The organism is Prauserella endophytica, assembly GCF_005146945.1.
GTDB lineage: Bacteria > Actinomycetota > Actinomycetes > Mycobacteriales > Pseudonocardiaceae > Prauserella_A > Prauserella_A endophytica.
On sequence record NZ_SWMS01000007.1, the window covers coordinates 53,965 to 67,232 of the forward strand.

The following is a 13,268-nucleotide window of genomic DNA, read 5'->3' on the forward strand; positions in this document are numbered from 1 at the left end:
GCGTGCTCGCATGGCTGACGAAAGCAGGAGCACCGAAGTCCGCGTCGAAACCGAGCACGCGGTGGCCACGGTCACCCTGAGCACCCCGGCGCTGACCAGGCGGAGCAAGACCGCGCTGCGCGAAGCGCTGGAGAGCCTCGCCGCCGACGACGCCGTGCGGGCCGTGGTGCTCACCGGCAGTGGAAAGGCGTTCTGCGTCGGGCAGGACCTCGCCGAGCACGCGGAGGCGCTGCGCGCCGACCCCGCGACCGCGTTCGCGACCATCGACGAGCACTACAACCCGATCGTGACCGCGCTCGCGACCATGCCGAAGCCCGTGGTCGCCGCCGTCAACGGCACGTGCGTGGGCGCGGGGCTCGGGCTCGCGCTCGCGTGCGACGTGCGCGTGGTGGCCGACACGGCCCGCTTCGGCACGGCCTTCACCGGCATCGGCCTGGCCCCCGACTCGGGCCTGTCCGCCACACTGGCGCGGGCCGTCGGCGTCGCGAGGGCGAGCGAGCTGATCCTGCTCGCCGAGCCGTTCACCGCGGAGCAGGCGCGCGACTGGGGCATCGCGGGCCGCGTGGTGCCCGCGGCCGAGCTGGCGGGAGAGGCCGCCAGGCTGGCCGCCCGCCTCGCCGGGGGCCCGACTCTGGCCTACGCCGAGGCCAAGCGCGCGCTGGCCTCGGCGTTCCCGCTCGCCGACGCGCTCACCACGGAGGGGGCGGCGCAGGCCCGGCTTGGCCTCACCGCCGACCACCGCGGAGCCGTCGAGGCGTTCCTCGCCAAGGAGAAGCCGACCTTCGCAGGTCACTAGACGCGTTCGACGAGCAGCGCGACGCCCTGACCGACGCCGACGCAGAGCGTGGCGAGCCCGCGCCTGCCCTGCTCGCGCTCCAGCCTGCCGAGGAGGGTGACCACGAGGCGGGCCCCCGAGCAGCCGAGCGGATGCCCTAGGGCGATCGCGCCGCCGTCGGCGTTGACGCGCTCCTCGTCGAGCTTGAGCCGCCGCAGCACCGCGAGGCTCTGCGCGGCGAAAGCCTCGTTGAGCTCCACGGCATCGAGGTCGGCGACGCCGAGCCCGGTGCGGCGCAGGAGCTTCTCCGTCGCGGGGACGGGCCCGAGACCCATCAGGTGCGGGGCGACGCCCGCGCTCGCCCCGGCGACCACGCGAGCCCTCGGCGTGAGCCCGTGCCGGCGGACGGCCTCCTCACCGGCGAGCACGAGCGCGGCGGCGCCGTCGGACAGCGGCGAGGAGGAGCCGGCCGTGACGATCCCGTCCTTGCGGAACACCGGGCGCAGCGAGCCGAGCTTGTCCAGCGTGGTCCCCCTCCGCGGCCCCTCGTCGACGGCGAACTCGCCGTCGCCGACGGGCACGGGCACGATCTCGCCGGCGAAGCGGCCGGCGTCGATCGCCGCGATGGCCCGCTGGTGGCTGCGCAGGGCGAACTCGTCGCACTCCCGGCGCTCGAGCCCGTCGAGCAGGGCGACCTCCTCGGCCGTCTCCCCCATCGGCAGCGTCACCTTGCGCACGTCCGGGCCCGCGCCCGGCGCGACGGCGCGGTCGTGGGCGGTGAACTCCGGGTTGGTGAAGCGCCAGCCCAGCGACGTGTCGGCCACCTCGCCCGGGCGCGCCCACGGCGTGCCCGGCTTGGCCATCACCCACGGCGCACGCGTCATCGACTCGACGCCGCCCGCCACCACGACGTCGGCCTCGCCGGCGCGGATCGTCGCCGCCGCGGTCGCGACGGCGGTGAGCCCGCTGGCGCACAGGCGGTTGACGGTGTAGCCGGGCACCTCGTCGGGCAGCCCCGCCAGCAGTGCGGCCATGCGGGCGACGTTGCGGTTGTCCTCGCCGGCCTGGTTGGCGGCGCCGAGGATCACCTCGTCCACCGCCTCGCCGTCGACGCCTGCCCGCCGCAGCGCCTCGGCCACGACGTGCCCGGCGAGGTCGTCGGGTCGCACCCCGGCCAGCGCCCCGCCGTACCGCCCCTGTGCGGTACGGACCCCATCGACCACGAACACCTCGGACATGGCTCTCCTCTTGACATCCACTTACGCGCTGACCTTTACTGAAGTGCCATTAATAACCGTCCATTCGGTCAGTTAGCAAGGCGGCGCAGGCTCCGGAGTCCGGGGTCACACCCGCCACGCGGAGGAGTTCCCGAGCATGACCACCACGCACAGCGAAGTGCCGAGCACCCGGCGACTGGGCACCGCCCCGGCCGTCGACGACTTGTCACCCGCCGAGCGGACGAGCGTCGACGAGCTGCGCGCGATCCAGCTCGAGCGTCTACAGTGGACACTCCGCCACGCTTACGAGAACGTGCCCTTCTACCGCCGGAAGTTCGACGAGGCCGGCGTGCATCCCTCCGACTGCCGCGAGCTGGCCGATCTCGCGAAGTTCCCCTGCACCACCAAGCACGACCTGCGCGACAACTACCCGTTCGGAATGTTCGCCGTCCCACAGGACCAGGTGCGCCGCATCCACGCCTCCAGCGGCACCACCGGCAAGCCCACCGTCGTCGGCTACACCGAGGACGACATCGACACGTGGGCGACAGTGATGGCCCGCTCGATCTTCGCCGCGGGCGGGCGGCCAGGCCACAAGGTGCACGTGGCGTACGGCTACGGTCTGTTCACCGGCGGGCTCGGCGCCCACTACGGCGTCGAGAAACTCGGCTGCACCGCGATCCCCGCGTCGGGCGGCATGACCGCGCGGCAGGTGCAGATCATCACCGACTTCCGTCCCGAGATCATCATGGTCACGCCGTCGTACATGCTCACGCTGCTCGACGAGTTCGAACGGCAGGGCATCGACCCGCGCACCAGCTCCCTTCGCGTCGGCATCTTCGGCGCCGAGCCGTGGACGGAGCAGATGCGCCGCGAGATCGAGGAGCGCATGGACCTCGACGCCGCGGACATCTACGGGCTGTCCGAGGTGATGGGTCCCGGTGTGGCGCAGGAGTGCGTGGAGACCAAGGACGGCCTGCACGTCTGGGAGGACCACTTCTACCCCGAGGTCGTCGACCCCATCGAGGGCACGGTGCTGCCCGACGGCGAGGGCGGCGAGCTGCTGTTCACCTCGCTCACCAAGCAGGCGATGCCGATCATCCGCTACCGCACCCGTGACCTCACCACGCTGCGGCCCGGCACCGCGCGCCCGGCGTTCCGCCGCATGGACAAGGTCACCGGCCGCAGCGACGACATGATCATCCTGCGTGGCGTCAACGTCTTCCCCACCCAGATCGAGGAGATCGTGCTCGGCACGGCGGGACTCGCCCCGCACTTCCAGATCAAGCTCACGCGCCGCGACCGCATGGACAACCTGACCGTCGTGGTGGAGGCACACGGCGACACCACCGCCGAGCGCCGCGCGGACGCGGCTCGCGAGATCGCGGCCAGGGTCAAGGACGGTGTCGGCGTGAGCGTCGGTGTGGAGGTGGTCGACCCGGAGACCCTCGAACGGTCGGTGGGCAAACTGCGCCGGGTGGTCGACCAGCGGCCGCCCGCCTGAGCGGACCTGGGATAATGCGGCCATGACCGACACCTCGCCGAACCGGCCGGCCAAGCGCGGCAGGCCGGGCTACGACCTCGAGTCCTTGCTGGCGGTGGCGGTCAAGCTGTTCAACGAGCGCGGCTACGACGGCACGAGCATGGAGGATCTTTCCCGCAAGCTCGGCATCACCAAGTCCGCGATCTACCACCACGTGCCCAGCAAGCAGGAGCTGCTACGGCTGGCCGTGAACCGAGCGCTGGACGGCCTGTTCGCCGAGGTGGACAAACTGGACACCGTCGAGGGGCGCGCGATCGACCGGCTCGAGCACCTCGTGCGCGGCAGCGTCGCGGTGCTGGTGGACCAGCTGCCGTTCGTCACGCTGCTGCTGCGCGTGCGCGGCAACACCAAGGTGGAGCGCGACGCGCTCGCGCGAAGGCGCGAGTTCGACCACATCGTCACCGACCTGGTTGGCAAGGCGATCGCCGACGGCGACCTGCGTGCCGACGTCGATCCGGCCACCGCCGCCCGGCTGCTGTTCGGCATGGTCAACTCGCTCATCGAGTGGTACCGCCCCCGGGGTGGGCTGCGCGCGCCCGAACTGGCCGGCATGGTGGCCACGGTCGCCTTCGACGGCCTGCGCGTGCGCGGCGAGGCCTGAACCCGTACCCCCTTCTGCAGTGAAGGCCACCTTCCCTGCGTTGAACGCAGGGAAGGTGGCCTTCACTGCGGTCGCCTAGTCGAAGACGATCACGCCGCGGATGTTGCGGCCCGCGTGCATGTCCTCGTACGCCTCGGCCACCTGGTCCAACGTGTACTCACGGGTCACCAGCTCGTCGAGCTTCAGCTGGCCGGCCTGGTACATGCGCAGCAGGTTCGGGATGTCGTGCCGAGGGTTGGACTCGCCGAACAGCGAGCCCTGCAACCGCTTCTGCATCAGGGTCAGGTCGCCGAGCGCGATCGGCGCGCCGGCCGCGGTGATGTCGCCGAGTCCGGTGAGGACGACGGTGCCCGCCTTGCGGATCGACGCCAGCGCCTCACCGACGTGCTCTCCTTTGACCACGCCGATCGTGACGATCGTGGCGTCGGCGCCCTGTCCGTTGGTGAGCGAGCGGGCGAAGTCGGCGGCCTCCTCGATCGTCGCGTAGGCGTGCGTGGCGCCGAAGAGCTTGGCCTGTTCCCGCTTGAACGGCACAGGGTCCACCGCGATGACGGTCGTCGCTCCCGCGTGCGCGGCTCCCTGCAGCGCGTTGGCTCCGATGCCGCCGATGCCCATGACGATCACGGTGGCGCCCGGCCGGATGTTGGCCGAGTTGACCGCCGAGCCCCAGCCGGTCGGCACGCCACAGCCGACCAGCGCCGCCGCCTTGAGCGGGATGTCCTTGCCGATCTTGACCACGGAGTCGACCGACGCGGTCGTGTACTCCGCGAAGGTCGAGATGCCGCACTGCTGCCCCACCGGGTTGCCGTTCTCGGTCATCCGGAAGCTCGTGGGGTCGTCGGCGCGGGCGCCGGTGAGCAGGGACGCGCCGAGGTCGCACAGGTTCGACAGGCCCTGCGCGCAGAACTCGCACTTGCCGCACGCCGGCAGGAACGAGAACACCACGTGGTCGCCGACCTCGTAGCCGGGCGTGTCCGGGCCGACGGCGGTGATCACGCCGGCGCCCTCGTGGCCGCCCACATACGGGTAGACGGCCACGGGCACGTCGCCGGTGGCGACGTGGTCGTCCGAGTGGCACAGCCCCGAGGCGGCGAGCTTGACGGTCACCTCGCCCTGGCGCGGGTCGTCGAGCTCCACGGTGGCGGTCTCGTAGGTGCCGGGCGCGCCGCGCACGAGTGCGACACGGGTGGTGATGGGCATGTTCGCTCCTCCTTGAGCTGAATGGGTCCGTAGTGTCCTCAGAGGACGACCGTGACGACCTTCTCCTCGGTGTTGGCGAGGATGCCGCTCCAGCCGAGCTCGCGGCCGATGCCGCTGGTCTTCATGCCGCCCCACGGAAGGGCGGCGTCGATCGGCGCCCAGCCGTTGACGCCGACCGCACCGGCACGCACCTGCGCGGCGAGCGTGTGCGCGGCGGCGACGTCCCTGGTCCACAGCGTCGCGGCGAGCCCGTAGCTGGTGTCGTTGGCGATCCGGATCGCCTCCTCGGGCTCGTCGAAGGGGATCACGGAACCGACCGGGCCGAAGATCTCCTCGCGCGCGATCGTCATGTCGTTGTCCACGTCGGCGAAGATGGTGGGCTGCACGAAGAACCCGGCCCCGTCGGGACGGCTGCCGCCCGCGACGATCCGGGCTCCCTCCGAGCGGCCCTTCTCGATGTAGCCGAGCACGCGCTCCTGCTGCTTCTTGTTCACCAGCGCGCCCATCGTGGTGGCCGGGTCGAGCGGGTCGCCGAGCACCTGCTGCGCCGCGGCGGCCGCGAGCGCCTCCACCACCTCGGCGTAGCGCGAGCGGTGGACCAGTACGCGCGTGCCCGCCGCGCAGACCTCGCCCTGGTTGAAGAACAGGCCCATCGCGGTGCCGGCGACGGCGGCCTCGAGCTCGGCGTCGGGCAGGACGATCTGCGGCGACTTGCCGCCCAGCTCGAGCGTGATCCGCTTGAACGACGACGCGGCCGCCATCGCGATCTGGCGGCCCACCTCGGGGCTGCCGGTGAAGCTGATCTTGTCGACGCCCGGGTGGTCCACCAGCGCCTGGCCCGCCACCGGGCCGAGGCCGGGCAGCACGCTCACCACGCCGTCGGGAAGGCCGGCCTCCTGCAGCAGTGCCGCCAGGTGCAGGATCGACAGCGGCGCGTCCTCCGGCGGCTTCACGACCACGGTGTTGCCCGCCGCCAGTGCGGGCGCGAGCTTCCACGCGGCGATCATCAGCGGCGTGTTCCACGGGATGATCGCGCCGATGACGCCCACCGGCTCGCGGCGGGTGTAGGAGTGCGTGGGCCTGCCCAGGTAGCCATCGGTGGGCACGACCTGCCCGGTGATCTTGTCGGCCCACCCGGCGAAGTGCCGGAAAGTGCGCGCCGCGTTGGGGATGTCCAGCATGGACGGCTGCGCGAGCGGCTTGCCGACGTCCATGGCCTCCAGGCGGGCCAGCGTGTCGGCGTCGCGCTCGATGAGCTCGGCGACGCGGTTCAGGATCTTCCCCCGCTGCGAGCCGGGCAGCGCGGCCCAATCGCCGGAGAGCTGGGCGCGGGCGGCGGCGACCGCGGCGTCGACATCCTCCGCCGACGCGGCGGCGACGTCGGTGAGCTTCTCCTCGGTGGCCGGGTTGAGGTCGGCGAACGTGCCGCCGCCCCCGTCTCGCCACTCGCCTGCCACGAACAACCGGTGGGGAAGGGTGTCGGTGCTGGTCACGGGTTCTCCTTGCCGATCTGCGCTGACCGCGGCCCGGACGGGACGCCGGTGCCGAGCATGCGCGCGGCGGTGACCACACGTCTTGTGCGTGCGCGCACAGCTCTTGTGCGGATGCGGCGTCTCCGGTCAGCGCCCAACGCAGTGAAGGCCACCTTCATTGCGTTGAACGCAGTGAAGGTGGCCTTCACTGCATCCGTCAGCTCGCGGCGGCGGTCAGCTCGGCCCGGTGCTCCCTCGGCGTACGGCCGTAGCGGGCGCGGAAGACGCGGCTGAACTGCGGGGCGTCGACCAGCCCCCAGGACGCGGCGACGGCGGCGACCGGGCGGTGCGCGAGCCGGGGGTCGGCGAGGTCGTGCCAGCAACGGTCGAGCCTGCGCTCCCGGATCCAGCCGGTGATCGTGGTTCCGCGCCGTTCGAACAGCTTCTGGAGGTGCCGCAGCGACACGTGCACCGCCGCGGCGACGTCGGCGGGCCGCAGGTCGGGTTCGCGGAGGTGGTCGTCGATGTAGCGTTGGGCCGCCGTCACAACGGTGTCGGCCGCGGGTTCCGGGCGGGTGCCCGCGCGGCCGGTGAGGCAGGCGGCGAGCAGGTCGACGGCCGCGTCGCTCAGGTGGGCGGCCTCGGGGCCGGGGCGCAGGATCCTCGGGTCCAGGCCGCGCAGCAGCGACGAGGTCAGCGCGCCCGTGCCGCTCGCGCCCGGGATGGTCACCGCGGTCGCGTCGGCCAGCGCGGGCGCGCGGGTGGCGAGCCGGTGCCGGGGCACCACGAGGACCAGCATCTCGAAGTCGTGCTCGAACACGAGCTCGTAGGGGCGCGTGGTGTCGTAGACGGCCAGGTCGCCGGGTTCGAGCCGCGCGGCCCTGCCGTCCTGCTCCACACGGCCGCGGCCGCGCAGCTGCAGGCCAACCTTGTACAGGTCGGCGGCACTGCGCCGGACCAGGCCCGGCGTCCGCCGGACGACCTGCCCTGACGAGGAGACGACGGAAACCTGCAGGTCGGCCATCGGCCCGGCGTGCAGCCGCCCTCGGAACGCCGCGGCCTCACCCAGCGGGGACACGTCCAGCGGCACGAACGCCCGCGCGAGCGCCTCCCGCCAGTCCGTCAGGCTCGTCGGTGCGTCGGGGAGCGCGCCCACGTCGGCCTCCTTCCCGGCCCAATTACTGACCGTGTGGTCGGGAAGCGCCATGGTACGACGAAGTGGTGGTTCGCGTCACCTGCCGCGGGCGGCCCGGAAGGCGCGGACGGCCTCGCGGTGCTCGTCGGTGTCGAACAGCAGTGCCGTGGAGTCCACCGACTCGGTGAACCCGCCGCCGGTGTCGCGGTTGACGAATGCCTTGCCGACCTGCACGGCGAGCGCGGGGTGCGCGGCGATCTCGGCGGCCAGCGCGACGGCGGCGTCGACCAGCGACTCGTCGGGATGCACCTCCTGGACCAGGCCCGCCCGCTCCGCGCGCTCGGCGCCGATGTCGCGGCCGGTGAGCGCGAGGTAGCGCGTCCAGTGCCTGCCGACGACGTCAGGACCGCGGACGATGCCGTAGCCGGGCATCAGCCCCACGGTCGGCTCCTTGAACGCGAACCGGGCCGAGCGCCCCGCCAGCACGATGTCGCAGGCTAGCGCCAGCTCTGTGCCGCCGCCGTAGGCGAGCCCGTTCACGGCCGCGATCACGGGCACCGCGCACCGCTCGACGGCGTGGAAGGCGGCGTAGACGTCGCGCAGGTGCGGCCGCGTCCGGCGGACCCCTTTATCCGATGCTATTAATGATTACCATAGCAATAGATTGCGCCGTCGATCGTGTCCAAGGAGGAACCTCGTGACCACCGCCCTGACGCTCGAACAACGGCTCACCAGGATCGAGGATCGCACCGAGATCACCGACCTCGCCGTGCTGTACGGCTACGTCATGGACGAGCGGGACGTTCGCGGGATCCGCCGGATCTTCTGCGAGGACGCGACGTTGCGCTCGGCGGACGGGGTGTTCGCCGCCAGCGGGATCGACGAGATCGTGCGCGTGTACCAGGGCCGGTTCGCCGCGCTGGGCGCCACCAACCACTTCACGCACGGCCACGTGATCCGCTTCGACGACGGCGACCCCGATTCCGCGCACGGGCTGCTGGCCTCGCACGCCGAGGTGGTTCGCGACGGCAAGCCCATGGTCGTCGCGCTGCGCTACCGGGACCGCTACCGCAGGACGCCGGAGGGCTGGCGGTTCGCCGACCGCCTGATGTCCTATATGTACTACGTCGACGTGCGCGAGTACGCCGACGCCCTCGGCGACGCGCTGCGCGTGCGGGCCTACGGCGACCAGCGGCCCGCCGACTGGCCCGAGGTGCTGAACGGCGGCAGTGCCGACTGGCTGCACGACCACCTTCACTGACCCTGGAGGGTCCGGTGTGGACACACCGGGCTGCGGCCGTCGGCGATGCCGAACGCCGGCGCCTCTGCGTGCTCCGCCGCCTCCAGCACCACCACCCGGCGCCCGCGCAGTGCCGCGCCAATGGGCGGACGCAGTGAAGGCCACCTTCCCTGCGCCCGCCCGTCTCCCACACCACCCAAGCGGGGGCGCTCCGCGCCGCTGTGTTCGATCAACGCAGGGAAGGTGGCCTTCACTGCAGCTGCTAGCGCGCCGCCGCCACCGGCTCCGCCTCCTCGACGGCCCGCACCGGTGTGCGGCCGGGCAGGAAGGCCGCGACGGCGAGTGCGACCAGCGCGGCGGCCGCACCGATCGCCATCACCACACGGAAGCCGTTCACGGCGGGAACCGAGACGGTGCCGAGCGAGACGGTCAGGTGCGCGAGCACCACGCCGGCCACCGCACTGGAGACCGACGTGCCGATGGAACGCATGAGGGTGTTGAGGCTGTTGGCTGCCGCCGTCTCCGACACCGGCACGGCCGCCATCACCAGCGCCGGCATGGCACCGTAGGCGAGCCCGATCCCGGCGCCGATGACGCAGGAGACGAACACCAGCTCCCAGATCTCCGACATGAGCACGATGCCAAGCCCGTAGCCGATCGCGACCACGGCCGCGCCGGCCATGAGCGTCACCTTGGGGCCGAGGTTGCGGGAGATCCGCGCCGACACCGGCGCCATCGCCATCATCACGAGTCCATTGGGCGCCATCACCAGGCCGACCGCGACCATCGACTGACCGAGGCCGTACCCGGTCGCCTCCGGCAGCTGCAGCAGCTGCGGGAGCACGAGCGACATCGCGAACATCGAGAACCCGAACGCGACCGAGGCCAGGTTGGTGAGCAGGACCTGACGACGGGCCGTGGTGCGCAGGTCGACCAGTGGCTCGGTCGTGCGCAGTTCCCACCATCCCCACAGCAGCAGCACGACCACGGCCACGGCGAAGAGCCCGGTGGTGAGACCGCTCCCCCAGCCCCAGTCGGCACCCTTGGAGATCGCCAGCAGCAGGCACAGCAGCGCCACGGAAAGCCCGGCCGCACCGGGCACGTCGAAGCGGCCCCCGGTGCGCACCGAGGACTCCGGCACGAGCACGAGCACGAGCGCGGCGGCCCCGATCCCGAGCCCGGCCGAGCTCCAGAACAGCACGTGCCAGTCCGCGTTCTCGGCGAGGAACGCCGCGGCGGGAAGGCCCAGCGCGCCACCGACACCCAGCGACCCGCTCATCAGCGCGATCGCCGAGCCGACCCGCTCGGCGGGCAGCTCGTCGCGCATGATGCTGATCCCCAGCGGGATCACCCCGGCGGAGAGGCCCTGCAGTGCCCGCCCGACCACCGCTGGCGCGAGGCTGCCGGACAGCGCGACGACGGCGGAGCCGACCGCCAGCATCCCGAGGCTGAACAGCAGCATGCGGCGCTTGCCGTACATGTCCCCGAGCCGCCCCACGGTGGGAGTCGCGACAGCGGCGGCGAGCAGCGTCGCGGTGATGGCCCACGCCGCGTCGGAGGCGCTCGCCCCCAGCAGGTCGGGAAGCTTCGGCACGAGTGGGATGACCATGGTCTGCGTCAGCGACACCACGATCCCCGAGAGGGCCAGCACCGCCACGACGACGTTCGGCCGCGCCACGGCAGGGGCATGCGTCATGGGAAGTCTCCGTCTTCGGAAAATATGCTTGTGCGTTGCAAGTTTAAAGCAAGCGCTTGACGAAGACTAGCAGGGCTCGGTTAACTGGCCACGTACTCGACGGCTACTTCGAGGAGGATGCACCGTGGGCCATGCCGGAATCGAGGAGGCGCTGGGCTATCCCTTCACCGGCCCGGCGGCGCTCGAACCGCCAGGGGAATGGGAGCGGCTGCGGCAGCGGTGCCCCGTCGCCCGCGTGACGTTGCCCAGCGGCGACGAGGCGTCACTACTCACGCGCTACGACGACGTGAAGCAGGTGCTCGCGGACCCTCGGTTCGGCAGGCTCCTGAACGCCCCCGACGCGGCGCGCATCTCAGCCACCGAGTCGGGCGGGCTGTTCAACAACGAGATGGCGACGACACTCCCGCAGAGCGGCGAGGCCCACCAGCGGTGGCGCCGGATGGTCAACAGGTGGTTCACCGCAAAGCGGATGGCGACCCTGCGGCCCGCCATCGAGGCGATGGCCGAGCGGCTCGTCGACGACATGGTGAAGTCGGGCCCGCCCGCGGACCTGAAGGCGAGTGTCGGTTTCCCGCTGCCGGTGTGGGTCATCTGCGACATGCTCGGCGTGCCCGCCAGCGACCGCGACCGGTTCGCCCACTGGTCCGACTCCCTGCTAAACCTGACGCGCTACACCGAGGACGAGGTCAACGCGGCGCAGGACGAGTTCTTCGCGTACCTGGCCAGCCACGTCGCCGCCAAACGGGAGCGGCCGGGCGACGACCTGCTCAGCGAGCTCATCACCGCCACCGACAGCACCGGCGAGCGCCTGTCCGACAAGATGCTCGTCGCCACCGGCCTCGGCCTGCTGATCGCCGGGCACGAGACGACGGCGAACATGATCGGGAAGATGGTCGCCATGCTGCTGGCCGACCGGCGGCAGTGGGAACGGCTGCTCGCCGACCCGTCGGCGGTGCGCACCGCCGTCGAGGAGGTGCTGCGCTTCGACGCCAACCCCGGGCTCGGCATGGTGCGCTACCTCGACGAGGATGTGGAGATTGGCGACGCGGCGCTGCCGCGCGGCACCACCGTGCTGTGCAGCATGGCCGCCGCCAACCGCGACGAGCAGGCGTTCGAGGATGCGGACGAGCTGGACATCGCCCGCACACCCAACCCGCACCTCGCCTTCGGCAGCGGGCCGCACTCGTGCCTCGGTCAGGCACTGGCCCGCACGGAGTTGCAGGTGGTGCTCGAGGTGCTGCTGCGCAAACTGCCGACGCTGGAGCTGGCCGTGCCCGCGAAGGACCTTCGCCGCGTGGAGGGGCTCGTGGTGGGCGGCCTGCGCGAAGTCCCGGTGCGGTGGTGACGATGCCGAACGGAACCGCGCGCGCCGACCGCGTCAGCGCCACCAGGGAGGCGATCCTCGCCGCCGCGGAACGGCTGTACGCCGAGCACGGGGTCTTCGCGGTGTCCAACCGCCAGATCAGCGAGGCCGCGGGGCAGGGCAACAACGCGGCGGTCAACTACCACTTCGGCACCAAGACCGATCTGGTCAGGGCGATCGTGCGCAAGCACCATGACCAGACCGAGCGCATCCGCGAGCGGATGGTGTCCGAGCTGGGCGACTCCACCGAGACCAGGGACTGGGTGACCTGTCTCGTGCGGCCGCCCATCGAGCACCTCGCGGAGCTCGGCACCCCCACGTGGTACGGGCGGTTCTCCGCGCAGCTCATGACCGAGCCCTCGCTGCGAGACATCACGTCGGAGGAGTCGCTCACCTCGCCCACGCTGGTCCGAGCGATCGACGGCCTCAACCGGTGCATCCCCGAGCTGCCGGTCGAGGTGCGCATGGAACGCGGCGACATGGTCCGGCAGCTGATGGTGCACACGGTCGCCGAGCGCGAGCGTGCGCTGGCAGAGGGCTCCCCCACCCCCAGGAGCACTTGGCACGCGGCCGCGAGCGGTCTGATCGACGCGATCGTCGGCCTGTGGCACGCCCCCGTGACGGAAACGCGGCAACCGAAGGGAGAACGCAGGACATGAGGGTCGAGGTCGACGAGGACAGGTGCTGCGGCGCGGGTTCCTGTGTGCTGGTGGCGCCGGAGGTGTTCGACCAGCGCGAGGAGGACGGCGTCGTGGTGCTGCTCGACGCGGAACCGCCGGAGCAGGTGCACGGCGGCGTCCGCGAGGCCGCCGACATCTGCCCGGCCGGCGCGATCGCCCTGCGCGGCGCCTGAACCCTGTCATGACCACCACCGCCCACACCACGCTCCCGACGGCCCGACCGCAGTGAAGGCCACCATGCCTGCGTTGAACGCAGGCATGGTGGCCTTCACTGCGGCTGCCTGAGCTGAAACGCGCCTCTCATTAGGGTCAACGCAAACGATCTTCAGCACGGTGCGAACGTGTT

At 71.7% G+C, this 13,268-nt stretch carries 13 protein-coding genes; 7 read left to right on the plus strand and 6 right to left on the minus strand.

The annotated features are described in order from the left end of the window. The first annotated feature begins 10 nt into the window (after positions 1 to 10). Positions 11 to 796: an enoyl-CoA hydratase/isomerase family protein gene (locus FCN18_RS14675; RefSeq protein WP_112267368.1), complete on the plus strand. Its 786-nt coding sequence runs from the start codon at positions 11 to 13 to the stop codon at positions 794 to 796. On the opposite strand, the gene FCN18_RS14680 is transcribed toward FCN18_RS14675, so the two are convergent. Further along, positions 793 to 2,013 (minus strand): thiolase family protein, encoded by a 1,221-nt coding sequence (locus tag FCN18_RS14680; RefSeq protein WP_113643896.1) that lies wholly within the window; start codon positions 2,011 to 2,013, stop codon positions 793 to 795. The genes FCN18_RS14675 and FCN18_RS14680 overlap by 4 nt on opposite strands. A 136-nt stretch (positions 2,014 to 2,149) precedes the next feature. On the opposite strand from FCN18_RS14680, the gene paaK reads away from it, so the two are divergent. Then, the gene (gene paaK / locus FCN18_RS14685; protein ID WP_113643895.1) at positions 2,150 to 3,496 is read left to right on the plus strand and encodes a phenylacetate--CoA ligase PaaK; all 1,347 of its coding nucleotides are present in this window, start codon (positions 2,150 to 2,152) and stop codon (positions 3,494 to 3,496) included. Positions 3,497 to 3,518: 22 nt separating this feature from the next. Further along, complete coding sequence (locus tag FCN18_RS14690) at positions 3,519 to 4,136, plus strand: TetR/AcrR family transcriptional regulator (RefSeq protein WP_112267374.1); 618 nt, start codon at positions 3,519 to 3,521, stop codon at positions 4,134 to 4,136. Between the two features lie 75 nt (positions 4,137 to 4,211). Here the strand turns inward: FCN18_RS14690 and FCN18_RS14695 are convergent, their stop codons facing one another. From FCN18_RS14695 to FCN18_RS14710, 4 genes are all read right to left on the minus strand, one after another. Then, a complete protein-coding gene (locus FCN18_RS14695; protein WP_112267376.1) occupies positions 4,212 to 5,336 on the minus strand; it encodes an NDMA-dependent alcohol dehydrogenase in 1,125 nt (374 codons plus the stop codon). Between the two features lie 38 nt (positions 5,337 to 5,374). Continuing rightward, positions 5,375 to 6,829, minus strand: a complete 1,455-nt coding sequence (styD, locus tag FCN18_RS14700; protein ID WP_137095363.1) for a phenylacetaldehyde dehydrogenase StyD — start codon at positions 6,827 to 6,829, stop codon at positions 5,375 to 5,377. Between the two features lie 196 nt (positions 6,830 to 7,025). Beyond that, complete coding sequence (locus tag FCN18_RS14705) at positions 7,026 to 8,015, minus strand: AraC-like ligand-binding domain-containing protein (RefSeq protein ID WP_113643894.1); 990 nt, start codon at positions 8,013 to 8,015, stop codon at positions 7,026 to 7,028. Positions 8,016 to 8,039: 24 nt separating this feature from the next. Next, positions 8,040 to 8,585: an enoyl-CoA hydratase/isomerase family protein gene (locus tag FCN18_RS14710; RefSeq protein WP_137095364.1), complete on the minus strand. Its 546-nt coding sequence runs from the start codon at positions 8,583 to 8,585 to the stop codon at positions 8,040 to 8,042. A gap of 55 nt (positions 8,586 to 8,640) precedes the next feature. Here FCN18_RS14710 and FCN18_RS14715 point away from each other — a divergent pair, with 55 nt between their 5' ends. Continuing rightward, positions 8,641 to 9,204 (plus strand): nuclear transport factor 2 family protein, encoded by a 564-nt coding sequence (locus FCN18_RS14715; RefSeq protein ID WP_112267384.1) that lies wholly within the window; start codon positions 8,641 to 8,643, stop codon positions 9,202 to 9,204. A 241-nt stretch (positions 9,205 to 9,445) separates the two neighbouring features. Here the strand turns inward: FCN18_RS14715 and FCN18_RS14720 are convergent, their stop codons facing one another. Next, entirely contained in the window at positions 9,446 to 10,879 is a 1,434-nt protein-coding gene (locus tag FCN18_RS14720; RefSeq protein WP_113643891.1) for an MFS transporter, read from the minus strand. Positions 10,880 to 11,003: 124 nt separating this feature from the next. On the opposite strand from FCN18_RS14720, the gene FCN18_RS14725 reads away from it, so the two are divergent. From FCN18_RS14725 to FCN18_RS14735, 3 genes are read left to right on the plus strand one after another with little or no spacing between them, the layout of a single operon-like run. Next, positions 11,004 to 12,224, plus strand: a complete 1,221-nt coding sequence (locus FCN18_RS14725) for a cytochrome P450 (RefSeq protein ID WP_137095365.1) — start codon at positions 11,004 to 11,006, stop codon at positions 12,222 to 12,224. Between the two features lie 2 nt (positions 12,225 to 12,226). Then, positions 12,227 to 12,901, plus strand: a complete 675-nt coding sequence (locus FCN18_RS14730; protein ID WP_112267390.1) for a TetR/AcrR family transcriptional regulator — start codon at positions 12,227 to 12,229, stop codon at positions 12,899 to 12,901. Continuing rightward, positions 12,898 to 13,095 (plus strand): ferredoxin, encoded by a 198-nt coding sequence (locus FCN18_RS14735; protein ID WP_112267392.1) that lies wholly within the window; start codon positions 12,898 to 12,900, stop codon positions 13,093 to 13,095. The genes FCN18_RS14730 and FCN18_RS14735 overlap by 4 nt, the downstream gene beginning before the upstream one ends. Positions 13,096 to 13,268 lie beyond the last annotated feature (173 nt).